Origin of the sequence: Streptomyces sp. HUAS YS2, from assembly GCF_033343995.1 — a bacterium.
In the GTDB taxonomy this organism is placed as follows: Bacteria; Actinomycetota; Actinomycetes; order Streptomycetales; family Streptomycetaceae; genus Streptomyces; species Streptomyces solicathayae.
On sequence record NZ_CP137573.1, the window covers coordinates 538,394 to 558,767 of the forward strand.

At 70.1% G+C, this 20,374-nt stretch carries 19 protein-coding genes and 4 pseudogenes; 8 read left to right on the plus strand and 15 right to left on the minus strand.

The window, feature by feature from the left end; all coding sequences use genetic code 11:
- Positions 1 to 55: 55 nt before the first annotated feature.
- Positions 56 to 274, minus strand: a pseudogene (locus R2D22_RS02620) (SAM-dependent methyltransferase); the annotation flags it as partial.
- Between the two features lie 163 nt (positions 275 to 437).
- On the opposite strand from R2D22_RS02620, the gene R2D22_RS02625 reads away from it, so the two are divergent.
- Complete coding sequence (locus tag R2D22_RS02625) at positions 438 to 1,001, plus strand: hypothetical protein (protein WP_318100841.1); 564 nt, start codon at positions 438 to 440, stop codon at positions 999 to 1,001.
- Here the strand turns inward: R2D22_RS02625 and R2D22_RS02630 are convergent.
- The 6 genes and pseudogenes from R2D22_RS02630 to R2D22_RS02655 all read right to left on the minus strand — a co-directional run bounded on the left by R2D22_RS02630 (position 995) and on the right by R2D22_RS02655 (position 6,004).
- Positions 995 to 1,687, minus strand: a complete 693-nt coding sequence (locus R2D22_RS02630) for a transposase (protein WP_318100844.1) — start codon at positions 1,685 to 1,687, stop codon at positions 995 to 997. The genes R2D22_RS02625 and R2D22_RS02630 overlap by 7 nt on opposite strands.
- Positions 1,615 to 2,037, minus strand: a complete 423-nt coding sequence (locus R2D22_RS02635) for a transposase family protein (protein ID WP_318100847.1) — start codon at positions 2,035 to 2,037, stop codon at positions 1,615 to 1,617. Before R2D22_RS02635 ends, R2D22_RS02630 begins: the two co-directional genes overlap by 73 nt.
- 195 nt (positions 2,038 to 2,232) lie before the next feature.
- Positions 2,233 to 2,743, minus strand: a pseudogene (locus R2D22_RS02640) (SAM-dependent methyltransferase); the annotation flags it as partial.
- Between the two features lie 12 nt (positions 2,744 to 2,755).
- On the minus strand, positions 2,756 to 3,970 hold the full coding sequence (locus tag R2D22_RS02645) for a glycosyltransferase (RefSeq protein WP_318100849.1): 1,215 nt from the start codon (positions 3,968 to 3,970) through the stop codon (positions 2,756 to 2,758).
- Between the two features lie 68 nt (positions 3,971 to 4,038).
- Positions 4,039 to 5,256, minus strand: a complete 1,218-nt coding sequence (locus tag R2D22_RS02650) for a serine hydrolase domain-containing protein (protein ID WP_318100852.1) — start codon at positions 5,254 to 5,256, stop codon at positions 4,039 to 4,041.
- An 85-nt stretch (positions 5,257 to 5,341) separates the two neighbouring features.
- Positions 5,342 to 6,004: a DUF4097 family beta strand repeat-containing protein gene (locus tag R2D22_RS02655; RefSeq protein ID WP_318100855.1), complete on the minus strand. Its 663-nt coding sequence runs from the start codon at positions 6,002 to 6,004 to the stop codon at positions 5,342 to 5,344.
- Between the two features lie 608 nt (positions 6,005 to 6,612).
- On the opposite strand from R2D22_RS02655, the gene R2D22_RS02660 reads away from it, so the two are divergent.
- Both R2D22_RS02660 and R2D22_RS02665 read left to right on the plus strand, forming a co-directional pair.
- Positions 6,613 to 6,966, plus strand: coding sequence for an MmcQ/YjbR family DNA-binding protein (locus tag R2D22_RS02660; RefSeq protein ID WP_318100857.1), 354 nt, complete (start codon positions 6,613 to 6,615; stop codon positions 6,964 to 6,966).
- A gap of 293 nt (positions 6,967 to 7,259) precedes the next feature.
- Positions 7,260 to 7,442 (plus strand): annotated as a pseudogene (locus R2D22_RS02665) (IS5/IS1182 family transposase); the annotation flags it as partial.
- A gap of 5 nt (positions 7,443 to 7,447) precedes the next feature.
- Here the strand turns inward: R2D22_RS02665 and R2D22_RS02670 are convergent.
- Complete coding sequence (locus R2D22_RS02670; protein WP_318100860.1) at positions 7,448 to 8,182, minus strand: DUF899 domain-containing protein; 735 nt, start codon at positions 8,180 to 8,182, stop codon at positions 7,448 to 7,450.
- Between the two features lie 793 nt (positions 8,183 to 8,975).
- On the opposite strand from R2D22_RS02670, the pseudogene R2D22_RS02675 reads away from it, so the two are divergent.
- The 3 genes and pseudogenes from R2D22_RS02675 to R2D22_RS02690 form a co-directional block, all read left to right on the plus strand.
- Positions 8,976 to 9,505 (plus strand): annotated as a pseudogene (locus R2D22_RS02675) (serine hydrolase); the annotation flags it as partial.
- Between the two features lie 902 nt (positions 9,506 to 10,407).
- Complete coding sequence (locus R2D22_RS02685) at positions 10,408 to 11,118, plus strand: lysophospholipid acyltransferase family protein (RefSeq protein ID WP_318100862.1); 711 nt, start codon at positions 10,408 to 10,410, stop codon at positions 11,116 to 11,118.
- Between the two features lie 147 nt (positions 11,119 to 11,265).
- Entirely contained in the window at positions 11,266 to 12,207 is a 942-nt protein-coding gene (locus tag R2D22_RS02690) for an alpha/beta hydrolase family protein (RefSeq protein WP_318100864.1), read from the plus strand.
- A gap of 102 nt (positions 12,208 to 12,309) precedes the next feature.
- On the opposite strand, the gene R2D22_RS02695 is transcribed toward R2D22_RS02690, so the two are convergent.
- From R2D22_RS02695 to R2D22_RS02710, 4 genes are all read right to left on the minus strand, one after another.
- Positions 12,310 to 12,510, minus strand: coding sequence for a type II toxin-antitoxin system VapB family antitoxin (locus R2D22_RS02695; RefSeq protein ID WP_318100867.1), 201 nt, complete (start codon positions 12,508 to 12,510; stop codon positions 12,310 to 12,312).
- 135 nt (positions 12,511 to 12,645) lie between these two features.
- Complete coding sequence (locus R2D22_RS02700) at positions 12,646 to 13,674, minus strand: NAD(P)/FAD-dependent oxidoreductase (protein WP_318100870.1); 1,029 nt, start codon at positions 13,672 to 13,674, stop codon at positions 12,646 to 12,648.
- Entirely contained in the window at positions 13,671 to 14,207 is a 537-nt protein-coding gene (locus R2D22_RS02705; RefSeq protein ID WP_318100873.1) for an isoprenylcysteine carboxyl methyltransferase family protein, read from the minus strand. Before R2D22_RS02705 ends, R2D22_RS02700 begins: the two co-directional genes overlap by 4 nt.
- A 7-nt stretch (positions 14,208 to 14,214) precedes the next feature.
- Complete coding sequence (locus R2D22_RS02710; RefSeq protein ID WP_318100875.1) at positions 14,215 to 15,285, minus strand: type III polyketide synthase; 1,071 nt, start codon at positions 15,283 to 15,285, stop codon at positions 14,215 to 14,217.
- A gap of 80 nt (positions 15,286 to 15,365) precedes the next feature.
- Here R2D22_RS02710 and R2D22_RS02715 point away from each other — a divergent pair, with 80 nt between their 5' ends.
- Positions 15,366 to 16,274: a UbiA family prenyltransferase gene (locus R2D22_RS02715; protein WP_318100878.1), complete on the plus strand. Its 909-nt coding sequence runs from the start codon at positions 15,366 to 15,368 to the stop codon at positions 16,272 to 16,274.
- Between the two features lie 76 nt (positions 16,275 to 16,350).
- Here R2D22_RS02715 and R2D22_RS02720 read toward each other — a convergent pair whose 3' ends face one another.
- Together R2D22_RS02720 and R2D22_RS02725 are read right to left on the minus strand one after the other, a co-directional pair.
- Positions 16,351 to 17,277, minus strand: a complete 927-nt coding sequence (locus R2D22_RS02720) for an SDR family oxidoreductase (protein WP_318100881.1) — start codon at positions 17,275 to 17,277, stop codon at positions 16,351 to 16,353.
- A 54-nt stretch (positions 17,278 to 17,331) separates the two neighbouring features.
- Positions 17,332 to 17,700: a hypothetical protein gene (locus R2D22_RS02725; protein WP_318100883.1), complete on the minus strand. Its 369-nt coding sequence runs from the start codon at positions 17,698 to 17,700 to the stop codon at positions 17,332 to 17,334.
- Between the two features lie 105 nt (positions 17,701 to 17,805).
- On the opposite strand from R2D22_RS02725, the gene R2D22_RS02730 reads away from it, so the two are divergent.
- On the plus strand, positions 17,806 to 18,057 hold the full coding sequence (locus tag R2D22_RS02730; protein WP_318100885.1) for a L,D-transpeptidase: 252 nt from the start codon (positions 17,806 to 17,808) through the stop codon (positions 18,055 to 18,057).
- A 224-nt stretch (positions 18,058 to 18,281) separates the two neighbouring features.
- Here the strand turns inward: R2D22_RS02730 and R2D22_RS02735 are convergent, their stop codons facing one another.
- Complete coding sequence (locus R2D22_RS02735; RefSeq protein ID WP_318100887.1) at positions 18,282 to 20,021, minus strand: lysyl oxidase family protein; 1,740 nt, start codon at positions 20,019 to 20,021, stop codon at positions 18,282 to 18,284.
- Positions 20,022 to 20,374 lie beyond the last annotated feature (353 nt).

The window sequence follows — 20,374 nt, forward strand, 5'->3', positions numbered from 1 at the left end:
CTCCCCACGGGAGGCACCGCACCTTGGCGTGGCGGCGTGCCGGCGGCCTACGCGATCACTCCGAGGTCCGGCACAGCACCAGGCAGACGAAGCCGAAGCTGTCCCGGTACCCGTGCAGCCCCTGTGAACGTGCGTCGGTGGCAGCCTCCAGCACCTGCGCGGTGGCCGGATCCGCGGGGTGGTCCAGGGCCCATGCGGCCAGCGAGCCCCAGCATGCCCACTCGTAGGCGTCCAGCTCAGCGCGGGTGCTGACGTGGTCGTGGACAGGAGTCCAGCTGGCTCTGTATGCGAGAACGAGGTTCTGGAACAGATCTTGGGGAGCGGTCGCGGAGTGTCACCGGGGCAACAGCATGAGTTGGGTCGGCCCGCAGGGCGGTTTACCGGGACAGCCCAAATTTCCAGGCGCCCTCGCGAGCCGTGCTGGCATCGTGTGAACCATGGCAGCGATAGACGACACATCCGAACCTGACAGCCCTGTCCGCAGCACCTATCCGCCCCTGGTGGAGGCAGCGTGGCTGTATCAGGCGGATCAGTTGTGTCCGGAAGACCTGCCGATGACCGCTGCCCAGGCACTCGCAATGGGAATGGACACGCCGACCCTGTGCGAGCTCGCCGGCCTGCCGCGCCATGCGGACCCCCGGGACATCCGCGACACATTCGAGCAGGCTCTCGAAGAATTGGGGATCGTTTTGCCCGATCACCACCTGGCCCGGCGATACGCGCTGCGCAGGCTGGCCACACGATTCACCGCCGGGGAGGTGGATCTCGCCGAGTTGGCATCGGACGAGTGGTCGGAGATGGAGGTCGAGACCGCTGAGGAGCAAGCATTCGTGGCGCTACTCCCGCCATGCGCGTGCTGCATCGAGTACACGCTTGGGCTCGACGAGGCAGCATGGGAAGCGCAACTGCAGATCGCTGCCTGTGCCTTGGTCTCGCATCCCACTGTCGGGCCGCGCTTCGGAGGGACAACATCTGGGGTTGCGATCGCGGAGGGTCACTGAAGCAGGATCATCTTGCGGAGGAGTTCGAATCCGGCGCGCCCATTGAGCTGCCGCTTGATCTTCTTGATGCTATTGACGGCGCCCTCGATTCTGCCGGAACTCCAGTCGAGAGTGAGCCCGGCGGTCACGGCGTCTCGGTCTCGGAGCAAATGGAGTGCAAAGCCCGTGAGACCGGGCAGCCGGCCGGCGTCGACTGCGTCGATCCAGGTGCGGAGTGTGGAGCCGAGGCGTTCGGTGAGTATCTCGCCAAAAGCGCGGACGTGTCCGGCCGCCTTGTCCAGTTCGGGGCAGCGGGCCAGGACCTCCTTCAGGCTGGCCCGGTCTTCCTCGGTCAGGGTCGCGGGGTGACGGGTGAGCCAGCCGGTCACCTGCCGCACCGACGGCGCCCGCGGCGACACAGCAGGCGGAGCCCCGCGCAAGGTGGGGATGTGCGCGCGGACCATGGCGGGCCCGGCTTCGCGGGTCGGGAGCACCTCGACCACGCGATGGTCTTCGACGCTGGTCAAGACGGTGGAGTAGGTCTGGCCGCGGCGGATCGCGAAGTCGTCGACACCCAGCACACGCGGCGCGCTGAACCGGGGATCGGGCAATGCCATGACCCTGCGCAACAAAGTCATCCGTCCCGCGCCGAAGCCCAGTTGGGCAGCCAGACGAGCTCCGGCCCGCCCGGCCAGCGCGAGCCCCACACGCTCCAGAGCGTGGTTGAGCCGCGTAGTGAACCGTGCATGCGGGCGGCGAGCCGGGAGAACGGCTCGGCGCACGTCCGGCGCGGGCAGCCCGCCGACCCGCAGATGAAGCGCCGGACCGTCAGCCGGATCACAAAGCCCTGATCAGCGAACGGAAGGTCCTTCAGCCTGCGTTGGTATCGGTCGTGGACACGGTCCGCGAAGCGGTCGCAGTCCGGGCATGGAGAGCCGGCCGCGCGGCCTCTCGCCACCACCTCGACAGAGCCGAACGCGGCCGTAACCGCCTCGACATCCACATCGTCGATCCCCTCGAACACCAGCGAGTCCCAGAAGGGTGCATCGGTCTGCATGACCAGCACCATCACCGCCCACAAGCAACCGCAGCGCGGTCAGCAGATACCTGAGGGAGCGTCACTTCCAACTGTCGGACGACAAGGCGTACGCGGTCTCACGCGCACCTGACTTCTCGCAATCGAACATCGGGGTAACGCTCCGCGACGACTCCCCAAGATCTGTGCCAGAACCCACTACTCGCGTGCAGAGCCAGTCCAGCCGTCGGCGACGACACGGTGCACCGTGGTCGCCAGGTCGTCGAGGTCCCCGAACATCTCGACGGCCGCTGGTGACGGGTCGCGGTCCCAGAACGATTCGCCGATCAGGACGCGGCCACCGAGCGCCAGGTGCTTGCGGGCTGCCGCGAGGGTGGGGACGAGGCCGTCGAATGCGTGCGTGGCGCCGACGCTGATCACCAGGTCGAACCGCTCTGTGGAGACGAAGTCCGCGGCCTCCTGCTGGTGGAGTACCAGGCGCTCGTCGACTCCGAGTGCGCGTGCGGTCTTCCGGGCCTGCGTCAGGGCGCCCTCCGAGACGTCGACGTCTTCGGCGTGCAGGTGTGGGCGGGTCGCCAGGGCGCGCAGAAGCCATTCGGCCGTGCCGCATCCCGAGGTCGAGCACGCGCTCGTCGCCTCGCGGCAGGCCGTGCTCGAGCAGCCGACTGACCGAATCGTCGTCGAGCGGGGACTTGATCCGGTGGTCGGCTTGCGCGATGGCGGAGATCTCTTTCGCGGCTCATCGGCGCCGCGCGTGCTCCGTGTCGAGGAGCAGCTTCGCGGCCACCGTCGTCCCGTCGGTGTGGATCGTGCCGGCAACGGCCTTCGCCCGTGCCGCCGTTTCGGGGGTCAGGGCCGTCTCGAGGGCGGCTGACAGGGACTCGAAGGTCGGGGTCGGGCCGTCGTGTGCCGCGCCGACGCCCAGGTCTGCCACGCGGGCGGCCCAGTGCGGCTGGTCCACGAACTGAGGGACCACCACCTGAGGTGCGCCGGCCCGGGCGGCGGTGGTCGTGGTGCCGGCGCCGCCGTGGTGCACGACGGCCGCGACCCGGCGGAACAACAACTGGTGGTTCACGTCGCCGACGGCGAAGCAGTCGCCCGCATCGTCGACCAGACCCAGGTCGGCCCAGCCTCGGGAGACGAGCACGCGGCGGCCCCGCGCGCGGGCCGCTTCGACGGCCGTCCGGGCGACGTCGGTGGCCGCGCTCAGGGGCATGCTGCCGAAGCCGACGTACACCGGAGCGGTGCCGGCGTCCAGGAACGCCTCCAGGTCGGTGGGCAGGGGGCGTTCGTCGGGCAGGATCCACGCACCGGTCTGCACGACGTCGAGGTCCGGCAGTTGTTGCCACGGGCCCAGGACCGGGTCCACCGCCAGCCACGGCCTGTCGCCGAAGACGTGGTCGCGGACGTTGTCCACCGGCGCAAGACCGATCGCCGCGCGGTGGGTGTTGAGGGGCTGGAGGTAGAGGGCATTGACTTTCTGGGCGTCCAGGTCCCACAGGGCCTGGACGTCGGTCACGTCCGGCGGAGCCGGCGGGCCGGGCCGCGGCGACGGCAGGTAGTGCGCGGACGGCATCTCGAACGGGTGGAAGCCCACATACACGTAGCGGATGCCCAGCTTCTCGGCCACCGAGCGGGCACCGGCCGGCATCAGGCCGCTCGCCACCAGAACGTCGCAGTCCTCGGCCGCCTTGCCGACCGTCTCGAAGTGCGCGGCGACGAGCTCGGCCGCGAAGGCGGCCGCATCCGACGGCGGCGCTCCCGTCCGCAGCGCCCGCACGTCCCGTCCGAAGGGCACCAACTCCGCACCGACACCGGCCAGCAGTTCGGCGAACTCCTCGTCGGGCGGTGCGCAGACGCGTACCTCCGCGCCGAACTTTCTCAACTGGGCAGCCAGTCCCGCCAGCGGCGCGATGTCGCCGCGTGATCCGTATGCCATCAACAGCACACGCATGTCGTGATTTTCTCGTTTCTGTAGGTTTCATGGCGTAGGTGATCCGCGGGTGGCGCGCGGGCGCGCGATCAGTCCTCGATCGCCTGGTACAGAGTGGTCCAGAAGTCGTGCATCAGGTGGATCGAGTCGGGCACGGATGTGCCGACCTGTGTGAGGAGGATGCCGACGACGTTGTTGACGGGGTCGGCGTAGGTGGAGGTACCGGAGCCGCCGTCCCAGCCGAACTGGCCGACGGGAGCGTAGTCACCGCGGTAGGTCCGCACCGCCATCCCGAGGCCCCAACCGCCGTGCTGGCCCTGGCCGAAGGAGATGTGGACGTTGTCGGTGGCCAGCGCGGTACGGGCGGCGGTCTGCGCGGGGGTGAGGCGGTTGGTGGTCATCAGCTCCACGGCCTGCCTGGACAGAACGCGCTCGCCGCCGTGTTTGCCGCCGTTCAGCAGCATCCTGAAGTAGGCGTGGTAGTCGTCAGCGGTGGAGACCAGACCACCGCCACCGCCTTGGAACGCCGGAGGGATGTTCCATCGGCCGCCCTTGGACTCGTCCCACACGTGGAACTCGCCGGTCGCCGGGTCGGGCGCGTAGAGGACCGGCAGCCGGTCGATCTTGTCGTCCGGAACGTGGAAGCCGGTGTCCTCCATACCGAGCGGGCCGAAGACGTGTTCGCGCAGCGCCTCCTCGAAGGTCTTACCGGTCACCCGGGAAACCAGTGCGCCGACCAGGTCGCTGGCGAGCTGGTACTGCCAGTGCTCTCCGGGCTGGTGCATCAACGGCAGGGTGCCGAGGCGGCGCAGCCACTCGTCCTGCTCCGGCATCGGCGTGGGCAGGTTGGGCGTCAGCCCCTGTGCGAAGACCTCGTTCATGATCGGCGTACCGATGGAGGTCATGTCCATACCGAGGCCGAAGGTGGAGGTCAGCACGTCCCGGACGGTGATGGGACGGCGTGCAGGGACCGTGTCGTCGATCGGGCCGTCGACCGCCTTCAGTACCTGACGGTCGGCCAGCTCCGGCAGCCATCGGTCCACCGGGTCGTCCAGCCGCAGTCGGCACTCGTCGAGCAGCACCATCGCCGCCGCTATCGAGACCGGCTTGGAGGTGGACGCCATCCGGAAGATGGTGTCCCGGCGCATCGGCGCACCGCCGTCATGCTCCATCGTGCCAAGCGTCTCGACGTGCGTCTCGTCGTCCTTGCTGTACAGGGCGACGACGCCCGGGATCTTGCCGGAGTCGACGTGGCGGGCCAGTACGTCGCGGATCTTGCGCTGCCCTGCAGCGGTGAACTGGGACATGGCGGGGTGCTCCCTTGTCGGGTGGAAGTGTCGAGGATGAGGAGTGGGGCGGGAGAAGAGAGGGGGATGGTCGCGGATGAGGGGGTCAGAGACTGCGGGCGGAGATGTCGCCATAGCCGCTGCTGGCAGTGATCTCCAGCACCGGGGAGCCGTGGTTCTCCAGGGCGTTGCTCACGCGGCCGTTGCGGGGGGCGGCGTCCAGCGTGGCGGAGGCACCGGCGGCGGCGATCGAAATGTTGCCGTGCTCGGTGTGGAGCACCACCGTGCCGTGCACCGCCTCGCCGACGGTGATGCCGCCCCGCGCGGTGGAGATGTCCGCGGGGCCGCCCAGCCGACCGACGTGGACATCGCCGTCGACGGAGGTGAGGCGCAAGCCTTCCACGTCGGCGATCTCGATGCGTCGATGAGCACCGTGGACGGTCACGTCGCCGAGCCGACCCTCGGTACGCACCTCTGCGGCGGCGGAGGTGGATTCGACGCGGGAGCCGGTGGGCAGCTGAACCGTCACCACTACGGATCCGACGTTGCCGAGCAGCTGGTTCTTCGCCGGCGCGGCCGCGATCCGCAGGACGTCGTCGCCGTACTCGACGACGGTCTGCTGCGCCGCCTTCACGTCACGGCTCTTCGTAGCGTCTGCGGGCAGGACCTCGACCACGGTGTCGGCCCGGTCGATGGCGATGAGCCGGATGCGCCCCGTGGGGATGTCCAGGACTACGGCGACCGGGGCGGGGGTGTCGAACTTCTGCATTTCTCTCTCCTTGCTCTCGCAGCGAGACCTCTACCGGCCCCCGCTGTTTCTGATGAGCGAAACGCTACGTTGCATTCACAGATCTGGCAATCAATCATTGCGGCGAATTAGCCATCTCCGCAGCTCATGACGGCAAAATCGTTGCAACGGATTGAAGCGTAAGGCAACGACGTCCCGTTCAGTCATTGCAATTACCTGACGATGAATGCCACGGCCGTCCAGCAGGTCAACGCACGTACGGCAAGGCGATCAAGCCGAGCAACTGCGAGGGCGGCCGGAGCACCACCTCTCGCGTGCCAGCGCGCGACGGAGCCCGCGACGCTGCGGGCGCATGGGGCGCAGGCCGCACGCCAGCCCACGGCACTCGCCCTCTCGCACCGCTGCGAGGCCCTGACCGGTCCGGACGACCAGGCCGAGCTGCGCTTCACGGACGCCCTGCACCAGCACGACGAGGGCACCACCCAGCCGTGGCGTCCGAGCGTGAACCACCATGCTGGGCTTGTGTGTCCGGCAACAGTCTGACCTGGCCACAACAGTAGGCTGCCCCCGGCCGTGATGACCGAGGTCGGCAGGAGACCTCGCACCGGCCGGCACGAGTCGAGGAGCCGATGGAGCGACGGCGGGCAGTCTCCCCCGAGAAGCGGTACGAGCAGCTGGTCGCGCAGTTCGAGGAAGTGGACGGGGTAACCGTCCCTGGCGACGCGCCCGGACAGGAGGGCAAGTTCGGCGCTGCCGCCCTCAAGGTGGGCGGGAAGATTTTCGCGATGCTCGCGCAGAGCCGTCTGGTGGTGAAGCTCCCGCGGGCCAGGGTCGACGAGCTGGTGGACGCCGGTCAGGGCGAGCGCTTCGACCCGGGGCACGGCCGGCTCATGCACGAGTGGCTCAGCCTGGACCCCGACTCTGAGCTCGCATGGGACGAACTGGCCCGTGAGGCCCTGCACTTCGTCAAGCCTGCCCAGTGAGCTGCACGAGGACGGCTCCCAGCCCCATTCGCCCGCAGGCCGATCCGGCGGCGTGCGTGGCGATCGTCGGCGTCTCAGCTGATTCTTATGGTCTGACCGCCAACCGTCCCCTGAACGTGCTCCCGTTCGTGGATGCGGGGGACGTGAACACGGCCTTCGCCTGATCTTGCACTCCGGCCAAGGAGGCCGCCGTGACTGACGGCGACAACGCCCAGGACCAGAACCTAACCGGAGGTGCTGGACAGCCAGTCGGTGGCGCCCAACACCTCGCGCGCTATGTCGACCACAGCAACCGGTTCGCCCGCTGGGAGGCTGACGGCACCTGGGCAAGGCTGCTGGAGCACAGCCAGGTCCGCGACGACGCGGTGGCGGGTGGAGTGGACCGTTGCCGTCGACTCCACTGTCAACGGGGCCCATCAGCACGCGGTCAGCGCCCGCAAAAAGGGGACGCGGACGGGGACGAACTTGAAGATCCGCTGTCTCAGGTTTCCTCGTAGTCGTCGTGGCGGCGCAGCCAGTGGGCCTCCTCGCCCTCCTCGTGGCGGCCCAGCGGCGCGCGGTCGAGGAGTCCGTAGTAGGCCATTGCGGGCTCCAGGCCGCGGGCGGTGGTGACGTACGTCCGGTAGACGGTGCCCTCCGACAGTGCGTAGCAGCTCAGCCCCGGGCCCTCGGAGACGTAGCCGAGCACGTCCGTGCCGCACGCCTCCGCCATCTGGCTCACGGTCGCGGGAATCCCGCCCCGGAGGAACGGCGCCAGCTCCTCCTCCGTGTATTGGAAGCCGAGGTCGCGGTGGAAGTCACTGCCGCCTGCGCAGACCCAGTCGAAGCTCCATCCCATCCGCTCGCGGTAGGCGAGGAGCTTGTCGACCGGCGCCCGCGAGGAGCAGATCAGCGTCACGTCGCGGGCCTTGAGGTGAACCGCGTTGGGATCGAGTGTGTCCGCGATCGAGGAGCACACCGGGCATCCGGCCTCGTACGGCGGACCGAACATGAAGTGGTAGACGAGCAGCTGCGAGCACCCCGCGAACAGGTCCGCGAGCGCTGCGGTCCCGCCCTCGGTCTCGAAGCGGTAGTCCTTCTCGACCCGCACCCAGGGAAGGTCCCTCCGCTTCTGGGCGAGCTCGTCGCCGCGCCGCGTGAGTTCCTTCTCCTGCACGAGCAGCTCCTCTCGGGCTGCCTGGAACTCCTCCTGTGTGCCGACCCTGTGCTCGCGCATCGCCATTCCCTCCTGTGCGGGAGAAGAACGCCCGGTCTCGGCAGGCGGTCTCTGGGGTTGTGGGCCTTCCACCTGTGATCTGCACGAGAGGGCGGCGCGCGTCCTCGGGAGGCGTTCCATGCCCCACCTTCGCCCGGCCCCCGCCGGCACCTGCACGGCCCGGAGTTGCCGGAGCTGCCGGAACTGCCGATAGTGCGGCCCGGTGTACTCCGGCGAAAGACCGGGCATCGGGTTCTTCATCGTCGTGGGTCCACCGTCGGGTCCGCGGCATCGGAAGCGCCTGGTGGGGATCGCGTGGCGGGCGGAGCAGACACACCCGGAAGCGTGGACGCACTTCTGCCCCGGCAACGGCTGCGCGAGACGCCCCGCTGCCGTTTCGTGCGATGCACATTTCCATGGCCACCACTCCGCGGGCAGGTGTCCGAGCCCCGGGAGTCTCTCCTTCAAGGCTAGAGGCAGCTCGTGCTTTTACCCACTTGGTAGCGGGAGGAGCGCCCGGCCGCACATAGGTCGCCCGGTGAAGTCCATGGGGCGGAACTCCGGGCGGGCAAGCTCGGCTCCCGCCGTTTTCGCTGGTCAGCGTAGGCGCTTTCGCAGCGGCACCATGTCCACGGGGCGCCCGCTCCACCATCCCGCTGGATTCGCACAACCATCCGCGCGCTCAAGAATCATGCAAGGCGAGTGCGCCGTAGGCGTGCTCGATTCGTTTCCAGGGGGACCCACATGACTCACCACATATCCCTGCGTGCCCGCGCGCTTCCGGCCGTGGCTGCCGCCGGGATGCCACGCGCCCACCACCTCCCGGTGGAACCAGCTCGGCGTCACCAAGGTGAAGGGCTTCCTGGCGGCTGCCGGAGTGACGCGGACGGTGCCGGAGTCCCGGCGGCTACTGGGGGGCTCACCCAGATCAACATCACCGACGAGCAGCGGCGGGTCTCGCTGATCAACGCCAGGAACACCGTCCTGAGTGACAACTCCCGCGCTTACATCCTCAAGCTCATGGGGGAAGTCATCACTTCGCAGAGGTGGGGGACCCCGGTCGGCGCGCCCTCCTCCGTGTCCGTGCATGTCAAGAACGGCTGGCCGCAGCGGGCCACGCGCGGCTGGCGCGTGCATAGCGTCGGCACGTTCCAGGGCAGCGGCCACGACTGCATCGTCTCCGTACTCACCGACGGCAACAGCACCATGAACTAAGGCGTGAACACGATCCGGGCCGTGGCCGAGGTGATCCATCGGGATCTGATCCCGACCGCGCCCGCTGCGTCCCGTTACACGCCGACCACCACGCCGAAGGAGGCGTACGTCGCGGTGCCCCGGGACTGACGCCCTGACCGCTCGCGAAGAGGGCCAACGGCACGCCGGCCGGCGCTCCGCAGCGGCGTCCGCCACGCCCTGCCACCTGTCCGCCGCGCGCTGGCTGCCGCCAGCCGACCCGCAGCAGCCCCCATGCCACATACGGCGCATGAACCTACCGGTAGCCCAAGGCGACGACGGCCGGAGCCTCGGTTCGGTCCCACAAGACGACAGTGTGCAACTGCGCCGCTGCCCCGGTCTTCCGCGAGGGGCGGGGCATCAGCTTCGAGACGCTGAACGTCGGGTCGTCCATTGCCGCCTGGCACTGCATCAACTGGACCGGAGCCGAGGGGAACGCACGACGCCTGAGACGGAGGATTGCTTGTCGGCCAGCCGCACCAGCGCCAGCTGCGCGTCGTAAGCGACACACCAGACCAGGGCTTCGACGGCGGCAGCCATCGCCCTCGGTCCGCGGAGTCGAGTTGCCAGTAGACGCTGTCTACGGACGTCTGGTAGACACTGTCTATGGAAGTTGAAGGGCCCCTGCGGGAACGACTGGTCGATGCCGACGTAGAGCTCGTCGCTCGGCGCCGGGCACAGCCGCTGGAGCCTTCGGCGGCAGTGACTGCGGCCGCCCTGTGGGCGAACCTGCACGGCATCGCCCAACTGTGGTCCTGGGCAGCCTGCAACTCGCCCTCGGCGGCGAGGGTTCCGACAGTCGCGACCGGTTGGTCGAAGGTGCGCTGGACGCCCATCTCGGGCCGATGGCCTCATGACCGGGCGGCGGCTGCAACGCTCGGGTCCCGCTCCTCGCCAGCGCGGCCGGGGCGGTGATCGTCGCACTGGACTGCACCGTTCTGCTTGTGGCGCAGCCCAACCTGCAGCGTTCGTTCGCCGCGAGCCCGGCACAGATCCAATAGAGGAACGAATTGATGTATGAGCACTTGAAGCGGCTGACCGGACCGGTGCTGCGTGCCGCGGTGCGGCTCGAAGCCGTGGGCCTGGAGAATGTGCCGCAGTCGAACGGCGTCATTCTCGCGTCCAATCATCTGTCCATCGTGGACTCCACCTTCCTGCCCCTGGTGCTGGACCGACAGGTGACCTTCATGGCGAAGGCGGAGTACTTCGAGGGTGGTTCCTGGCCGACGCGGATCGTCTCGTCCTTCATGCGGGGCAGTGGGCAGGTTCCGGTTGACCGCCAGCACCAACGGGCGGCGGTAGCCTCGCTTGACGCGTGTCTTCGGGTGGTGAAGGACGGCGGCGTCTTCTGTATCTACCCCGAGGGCACACGCTCCCCGGACGGCCGGCTCTACCGGGCCAAGACGGGTGTGGCATGGCTGGCCCTCAAGTCCGGCGCGCCCGTGGTGCCGGTAGCCATGAGCGGCACCGATCGCGTCCTGCCGCCCGGGCGCGTGCTTCCGCGTCCGGCCAAGGTCAGGGTCGTCTTCGGCAAGCCCGTCGACCTCTCCCTGTACGAGGACTCCGCCGCTGACGCTGCTGCCCGAAGGGCTGTCTCTGACCTGATTGTGCAAGCCATAGCAGAGGTCTCCGGCCAGGAGTACGTGCCCGTCTACGCGTCGAGGGCGAAGGAGCAGGGCTGGCCCGGCCGCGTTCTCCCCGAACTACGGCGAAGTGACAACTAGCTCTCTGTGATCAGCGTGACGCGCGGTCAGGGACCTGTTCCCCACCGGGCTGCCCGGGCCCTGGATTCACCTGGGCATGAAGTCGGCATCGATGAGAGGACGAGCACCAAGATGACGTATCAGGACCGACACACTGCGCCAGACAGGGTGACCTCGGAGAAGGCGCAGACGGACGATACGGGACCGTCGGTGGCGCGGGAGCAGCACGATCCCGCCGAGGAGTCCGTACGGGTACGGTCGTCAGGAGGCGCGGAGTTCGTGGTCCGGCTACTGCGTGCGGAGCGGCCAGACGCCCCCGTGGCGCTCGTGGTACCGGCGATGGGGGCGCGGGCGCGGTTCTACGCTCCCTTTGCCCGCGGGCTGCACCAGGGCGGCCTGCACGTGGCGGTCACGGACCTCCGTGGCCAGGGCGAGAGCACCCCGATGGCACGCCGCGGAGTGGCTTACGGGTACCGGGAGATGGTCGATGACGACCTTCCCGCGGTCGCCCGTGCGGTCTCCGCCGCGTTCCCGCGGTCGCCGGTGGTACTCATCGGGCACAGCCTCGGCGGCCAGCTCGCGCTGCTCAGCAGCGCGACCGAGCTCACCGGGGTGCACGCCGTCGTGCTGACAGCGGCCGGGTCGGTCTGGTGGCGGGGGTTCGGCTGGGTGCGTGGGCCCCGTAACCTGGTCGGCAGCCAGCTGTTCGCGGCGCTCGCCACGGTGCTCGGCTACTGGCCCGGGGAACGGCTCGGCTTCGGTGGCACCCAGCCCACGGCAGTGATGCGGGACTGGGCGCGGCAGGGCCGCACCGGCCGCTACACGCTGCGAGGCAGCGACACCGACTACGAGGCGGCGCTCGCGCGGCTGACGCTTCCCGTCCTCGCGGTCGGCGTGGAGAACGACAGCCTGGCGCCGCCCGGCGCGACGGACCATCTGCTGCAGAAGATCCCGGCTGCCCCAGTGAGCCGGTGGCACTACTCCGAGGCCCTTGCAAGCAGTCACCGGCTGGACCACTTCAGGTGGGTCCGGCACAGCGACGGCATGAGCGCGTACATCACGGACTGGATCTTCGGCACGCTCACCACGCAGGAGGGACAACTGAGGTGACCGCTGGCAGGACGGTCCCGGGGGTAACTGCCGTTCGTCGCCTGCGCCGGCGGGCTCCTGGACGCGTGGCCTCGCGGCTTGAGCGGCGGAACGGCAGGGTGCTCAGCCTTGCGGATCCTGCGGCTTGACGTCGAGGTCGCGCAGATGCCGGTCCTTGAGCTCGGTGCGGGCCTCCGTGCGGTGGCCACGGGCGACGTAGTCCCGCACGATCGCCTCGATCGCGTCCTGGGGCGAGCCGATCCCCGCCAGGACCATCACTTCCACTACGAGTTCGGCGTCCAGCGTGATATTGACCTTGGCCACCGTGCCTCCTCATCGCGTCGCAGGCGCACTCTAGCTGCTCGTGGTTCCGCGCCCGTGGGCGTGCCGCTCGTGCACACCTCTCCAGGCGTCGGACCCGTACGCCTCGGCCCTCCGGCCCGTGTGGCCTGACGACGGTCAGGCGAGCAGGTTCACGGTGTGCTGGAAAAGTCCGGGGAAGCGGGCCGCAGCAGGGGTGATCAGGGGTGCCAGCCGGGGCTGGTTGCGGGCCCACAGCAGGGACCTGGTCAGCAGCCGGTAATTGCGGGACAGCCGGCACCACGCGCGTTCGTACGCCTGCGGCCGACCCTCGCGCAGGCAGCGCACCAACTCGGCGGCCGCCGTCAGGGCGAGGGTGAGGCCCTCGCCCGTCAGAGCGTCGACATACCCGGCTGCGTCGCCCACGAACAGGACTCGGCCGGCCACCCGGGAGCGGGCCTGCTGGCGGAGCGGACCCGCGCCCCGGACCGGCGTCCGGCCTGCTTCGGCGAGCCGGGTCGCCAACAGCGGGAATCGGGCCAGTTGGGCATCGTACGGGAGCTGTTCGGACGTCAGGACGGCAATGCCGACCTGACGCGGGCTCAAAGGAGTGACGTAGGCCTCGCAGGCCGCCGACCAGTGCACCTCCACCAAGTCGCTCCACGGCTCGATGGCGTAGTGGCGCCGCAGCCCGTACCGCGATGGCTGCCGAGGGGCGGCCGGCCGAACGCTCAGGCCGAGCGCCCGACGGGTCGGTGAGTGCAGTCCGTCTGCTGCCACGAGATAGCGGGCGGCCATCCCGTCCGCCGTGACGTGGGTGTCGTGCTGGATCACCTGGCGAACTCGGTGCCGGATGACCGGAACGCCGAGTTGGGCGACCCGGGCGGTGAGTGCCTCGTGCAGCACGGTGCGGCGCGCGCCGAGTCCGTGGCCCGCCCGGAACACGGCTTCGGCGCGCCGCTCGCCAACTGCGTCCGCGTAGCGAATCCCGCGCAAGGGCCAGCCGGTCACCTCGACGTCCAGGGCGTCCAAGGCGCGCACCGCGCCCGGCATCAGGCCCTCCCCGCAGGCTTTGTCGACGGGCGCGGGACGCGGTTCGGCGACCACGACGTCGAGCCCGGCCAGTGCTCCGTGGATCGCGGTGGCCAGGCCCGCCGGGCCGCCGCCCACGACGAGGAGGTCGATCACGGGGCCGCCTCCGGGGCCGGAAGGGGGCGGGCGCAAGCCAGCGCGTCGTCCTCGCACGGGATGCGTACGGTCATCAGGGCGGCGTTCAGCAGGAAGAAGCCCAGGGCGGTCATCCAGGCCGTGTGTACCAGGGGAAGGGCCAGGCCCTCGACGGCGACCGCCAGGTAGTTGGGGTGGCGCAGGTGCCGGTAGGGGCCGGCGGTGACCAGCGGGAGACCGGGGACGATCAGCACGCGGGTGTTCCAGCGAGGACCGAGGGTTCTGATGCACCACCACCGCAGCCCCTGGGCGGCGAGCACGAGGACCAGAGCAGGCCAGCCGAGCAGGGGCAAGAAAGGCCGATCGGCCGCCCAGGGCTCCACGAGGCAGCCGAACAGCAGCGCCGTATGCAGGGCGACCATCGCCGGGTAGTGCCCGGCCCCTCGTTCGTGGGCGCCCCGAGCGCGGCTCCAGGCAGCGTTGCCGCGCGCCACGACCAGTTCCGCGAACCGTTCGGCGACGACCAGCAGGACCAGCACGGTGTACGGCGTCATGGCGCACTCACCAGGCCAGCAGTACGAGTTCGGAGGAGAAGCCCGGTCCGAAGGCGACCATGAGGCCGGTCGCTCCCGTCGGCGGAGCTTCGACGCAGGTGTCGCGCAGGATCTGCAACACCGAGGCGGAGGACAGGTTTCCCGTGGAGGCCAGCGCGCGCCGGGAGGGAGCCAGGGCGGTGTCCGGCAGGCCGAGCTCGTCGGCTAGCGCGTCCAGGATCCTAGGGCCGCCAGGATGGCAGATCCAGGCCGCGACGTCCCTCGGTTTGAGGTCGTGGCCGGCGAGGAAGGACTCGATCTCCTCCGCCACGTGAAGCCTGACGAGCTCGGGGATCTCCCGACCCAGAACCATGCGGAAGCCCCAGTCGCCGACGTCCCAGCCCAGCAGGTGGCTGGTCCCCGGGTACAGGCGGCTGCGGGTGGCCACGACCACCGGCCCGGACGAGCCGGCCCCGCGCGCTGTCGCGTTGTGGTGTTCGCCGCCGATCGCCACCAGCGCGGCGGCCCCGTCCCCGAACAGGCTGCCCGCCACCAGGTTCGCCGGCGAGGTGTCGGCCGGCTGCAAGGTGAGCGAGCACAGTTCGGTGGACAGGAGGAGCGCCGTACCGCCTGGACGGCCGGTGAGGAAGTCGTGGACCCGGGCCAGCCCCGCCGCCCCGCCGGAGCAGCCGAGCCCGAAAAGCGGTACCCGCTTGACGTCGGGCCTCAGCCCTACGTGTTCGGCCAGCCGCGCCTCCAGGGAAGGCGCCGCGATGCCGGTCACGGTCGTCGAGACGACCAGGTCGATCTCCTCGGCCCGCACACCCGCTTCTTCGAGTGCCCGCTGGACGGCCTCGGCGCCCAGGCCGACGGCAAGTTCGACGAACAGACGGTTGGTGTGGCCGAAGCCGCCGAGTTCCCGGTACCGGTCCAGGGGGAGGGCGAGGTGGCGCGTCTCCACCTGGGCCGCGCCGTGCAGCCGGCGCAGGAGCGCGCCGTCGGCCCCGGACGGCAGGCAGGATGCGAGGACGTCGGTGATCTCCTGCTGCCTGTAGCGATGCGGCGGGAACACCGTGCTCACCGCGAGGACGCGTGTCATTGCTCCAACATAGGGACAGTGGGACGTCGCCACGCTGAACGCGGCCGTCATGGGCGCGCCGGATACGTAGCGTGGGTGCGATGCCCGCCACCACCGACGAAGGAGTCACCTCAGCCACCCCGGCCGCCGGGTCCGCGAAGGCCCAGCGGCTCGCCCTCGCAGGCTTCCTGAGGCTCCTCAAAGCCAGTCACCCACTGCCGGCCGCCGCTGTCACGCTGCTCACCGCCCTGCTTGCCGCCGCCGTCGGGCTCGGCCCCGCCGCCGGGACCACAGCGGTGGCCGCGGTCGCCACGGGCCAGCTGTCGGTCGGCTGGTGCAACGACCGACTGGACATGCGGCGCGACGCGGCGGCCGGCCGCCGCGACAAGCCGCTCGCCGCAGCAGAGGTGCGGCCGGGAGTGGTGGCCGCGGCGGCGGGTGCGGCCTTGATCGTCTGTGTCCCGCTGTCGTTGGCCTGCGGCGCCCGGGCCGGATCGGTCCACCTCGGCTGCGTTGCAGCCGCCTGGTCCTACAACCTGTGGCTGAAGCGCACGCCCGCTTCCTGGTTGCCGTACACCGTCGCGTTCGGACTGCTCCCCGCCTTCCTGACACTGACCTCGCGGCCGGGCGGCTGGCCGCCGGTGTGGCTGACGGCCGCGGCCGCCCTGCTGGGGACGAGTGCACACTTCGCCAACACCCTGCCCGACATCGACGAGGACATCGCGGGCGGTGTTCTGGGTCTCCCGCAAAGACTCGGACGACGCGGATCCATCGTGCTGGCCGCCGTTCTGGCCTTCGCCTCCTGTGCGGTGCTGACCTGCGGACCCGCCGGTCCGGTGACCTCCGCCGACCGGCTGCTGCTGGGCGTGACATCGGCCCTGTGTCTGGCGGCGGTGGCCGCACCTCCCGTCCTGGCACGCGGCCGGATGCCCTTCCTGGTCGTCCTGCTGCTCGCCGGAGCCGACGCCGCACTCCTCGTCCTGGCCGGCCTCGCTCTCCCTGCCGACTGAGGTGCGACTGAGGTGGATCGCCCGCACGGCCCAGCCGCGAGGGGCCAAGTCGCTCCGACAGGGACATACCGCACCTCTACCTGCCGGGTTCTTCCGCGCTCCCCGATCCCAAACGCCGCGAGGCGTCGTGGCGTTCGTCCGCGTGGCCGCCGGCGCCCAGCAGTCCAGTGGCTTCGAAGGGCCGCGTACGCTCCAGGCGCGGCAGTTCACTGCGGGCGACGCGGGTCACCACGGCCGGGAGACAAGCACGCACGGGTTGGACGGCACGAAGCCAGACCGGCATGTACACGGATGTCGCGCGTCGCTCCGCGGCGACGGCCAGCCGCTCGGCGACCTGATCCGCCGGGTACACCTTGCGTGCGGGCGGCGGCATGTGGGCGCGCAACTCGCGCAGGACGGCGTGACGGTCAGCGTCCCGGATCATGTCGGTATCGGTCCAGTTGATGTAGGCGATGCCGACTGCCACACCTCGGTGGGCGAGTTCCGCGCGCAGGGCGTGGGCGAAGGACTCGACGCCGGCTTTGGAGGCGCAGTAGGCGCTCATGAGAGGGGACGTCCCCATGGCCGCCAGCGAGGCGACCTGCAGGTAGTAGCCGCGAGTCTCGAGGAGGTCGGGCAGGAAGCAGCGTGCTGTCGCCGCACTGCCGATCAGGTTGACCTCGATGACTCGGCGCCAGACCAGTGGATCGGAGTCGGCGAACGGGCCTCCTTCGGCAACGCCTGCGTTGCCGACCACCAGGGATGCCGCTCCGAGGCGGGTTCGGACCTCTCCGGCCGTGTCTGCCATGGCCGCGTCGTCGGTCACGTCGACTTCCCAGCAGGCGGTTTCGTTGCGCAATGAGGCCGCGACCTCTTGGAGGCCTGCCCCTTCCAAGCCCAGAAGGGCCAATCGCGCACCCCGGTCGTCGAATGCCCGCGCCAGGGCCGCTCCCAGCCCGCGCGCCGCTCCGGTAACCACGACCGTGCGGCCCCGCAGGGGCCGACTGTGACCTCGTATGCCCATGTGGCGCCACCGCCCGGAGTCCGCCAGCCTGGTCGCGGCGTCGTGGCGGGCGGGTCAGCCCTTCCTTTTCCGCTTCGATCCCTCCTGCGCGTCGACGCCGGTGAACGCGGAGGCGTCCTTGCCGCCGCTGGGGCGCTGAGAGCGCCCTCGGGGCCCCAGCTCGTGGTGGCCCTTCTGGCCCGTGCCGGCCAGGTCCTCTCCGCTTCGCGAAGTGGACTCGACCGGCGTTCCCTCGTCGGCCTTGGCCGAGGGCCGCTGCCTGCGCGTGGCGCCCTGTGCCTTGTCCGGCGTGTCGAAGGAGCGCCGGGCGCTGGGGTTGTCCTGCGTGTGCGTGGAGTCGACGTCGACCGACCATCCGTGCTGATCGGTCCCTTCGTGTCGGCTGGGCCCTTCTCCGTGCTTGGGGTGCGACTTCGGGGTCATGAGCATGCTCCTCTTCCTGGCATCCCCCGGTGCTGCCCCTGCCCCCTCAACTCGATGACAACCGCCTTCGGAGGCGCCCGGGCGCGGAATTTCATGAGCGTGCCCATGCCACCCACCTCACGGCCTCGCTTCCCGCTTCAGCTGCTGGCGGCTCTGATCGGCTTCCGCGTCCGCGACACCGCGTTCGCCACCACCGTGGCGGTCGCCCTTGAGGACACCCGGAGCCGTCCCGTCCTGCCCGTCGGCCTGCACGGATCCGGCGCGCCCGGGCCGTGGAAGAGGGGGTTCGGCGAACCGGCAAGCCACGGCTGCGTCGAACGCGCCGTCCTGCAGCTTCTGCGCTCCGGCACCGCGTGACCGTCTCGGGTGCCGTCCGTTCAGGCCGCCGCAACCGCCCGCGCCCGGCCGGCGTCGTAAGCGGGGCGTCGGGGCCGGCCCCGACGCAGCCTCGACCGGCTGCGACCACCCCCGCCGGTCGGGCTTTGGCGGGACGGCGCGTAGGAGCGGAACCCTGCTCCAGGTGACGACCGAGCCGGCCCGGTCGGGCCGGCTCGGCGGGTACTGCGGGGAGCGCCCTGTAGTCAGTTCGCGTTCACGAGGCCGTGGGCGGGGACGGTGACAGTCCGTCGGCCAGGCGTGCCTCCGAGGACGACCTTGCGCAGGGCGCTGTTGTTGTCGAGGTTGGTCTCCTTCAGCCTCTTGGCCGGGTTGGCGAGGACCTGGATGTAGTAGGTGCCGTTGGGCAGGTCCGTGATGTCGAAGGACTGTCCCGGCAGGTCCTGGGTGTACGTGTCACCGGAGCCGACGTCCAGTACCTCGCGGACGGAGATGGAGTTCTCCTGGCCGCAGGCGGTGGACAGGTCGGTGTTGTTCGGGTGCCAGTTGGCGTTCTTCACCGTGTAGTCGACGGCGTCGGTGTTGGCGAGGCAGAAGGCCTCCTTGCCGCTGCGGACCGCTTCCTTCTTGTCGGCCTTCAGCAGCCGGTAGCTGGCGAAGTCGGTGAAGTGCCAGTGCACGTGGCCGGGGCGCGGGTCCCACTCCATGGTGCCGGTGGGGGTGTAGCCGACCTGCTTGCCCTGGGCGTCGTAGAAGTACTGGTAGGCGTCCATCTTGGCCTTGCCGGGTGAGCGGAAGCCGTCCACGACGAGCTGGGCCGGGCCGGCGTTCCAGACGTTCGCGCTGAAGGCGAGGTAGTCCTTGCCGGGGATGTCCTGGACGCCACCGTCGCTGATCATGATGCCGTAGGCCGGCAAAGACCGCAGGTCGGGCTTGGGGACGTTCGGGACGGACGGGGTCCCGGTGGGGCGCGCGGACCGGGGGGCGAGGGCGGGGGCCTTGCGCGAGCCGTCGGTCTGCCCGGGGGTGTCACCGGCGGCCTGGACACCGGCGCGCCCGGCCTGCTGCACCTTCAGCGCCCACGGCAGTGCCGGGGGCGCGGCCTTCAGCGGCCCGTGGCCGACGTTGTACGAGGGGCCGGCGCCGCTGGTCTGCGGTGCGCCGGCCTGGGCGGGGGTCGGGGCGTGGGCTGCTCCGTGCCCTGTGTGGGCGGAGGATGCCTGGTGCGCGGAGCCATGTCCGGCGTGTTCCCCGGCTGCGGCCGACCGGGCGCTCTCCCAGCTGCGTTCCTCGACGGTGAGCTTCACCTTGGCGGGCTTGTCGGCGATGCCGAAGAGGTCCCGGTACTTCTTGGCGACCCTGACCTCGGCCGTGTACGCCCCCGCGGCGAGCTTCACGGGCTCGGTGTAGGAACCGCCGTAGGTGTTGGCGGCCCACCCCTTCTCGACGCCCCACACGGAGCCGAGGGTGAAGGGGTTGCTGGGGCAGCTCTCCGGATACTTCGAGGTGGCGGGCGCGTCGGGCCGGATGCGTCCGCTGGCGTTGTTCGGGCAGAAGCTCTCCGCGCGGCTGACGACGACCTTGCCGTCCTTGTCCCTGACGGTGATCTTGGCGAACCCCGGCAGCCCGGAGAAGTCCTTCACGGTACCCAGGGGCAACGGCTTCGCCTTGCTCCTGCCGCCCTCGAACACGGTCTGGGTGACGGTCACCGGATCCTTGAAGGACTTCCGGGTCACCTTCAGCTCCAGCGGCCTCCCCTCGGCCGTGAGGTACGTGCCCAGGTCCAGCCAGACGCCCGGATCCTCCTTCCACGAGGTGAGCGTGACCGATCCGGTCGCCGCGACGAGGCTCAGCCGCGGCCCCGTCGCGGCCGTCGCCTGCTCCGGCGCGGCGGTCATGAATCCGACCGTCACCGCCATCGCGGCGACAGCCGTGGTCCCCGCGAGCAGCGGCCGCGGAAGCCGGTTGGTGCGCGTCGTACTCATCGTTCTCTCGTCCTCCGGATGCTGTGGAGAAAGCCAAATCGGTCGCGGCCCGGCGGGAGGTCACCGCCCCGGGGCTGACGCGGTATGCGGTGCTCGGTGCACCTGCGCTATGAGAGGAAGGCATCGAGCGTCCGGTTGTCCGGAACGCGGAAACGTCAGGATGTTGGCCGGAAGTCGTTCCCGCGACGAAAGTCGGGTACGACGGCCAACGCGTCATCTCACCAGGGGAAACGGGAACGATTCGGAAAGCGCCGAGCAGGTCTCGCCTGGCCCGAAAGCGCCGACCCTGATCCGGCGAGGAAGAAAACCACCCTGGCGAGGCCACTCTGCCGCTGGGCGCAGGCTGCCGGGGA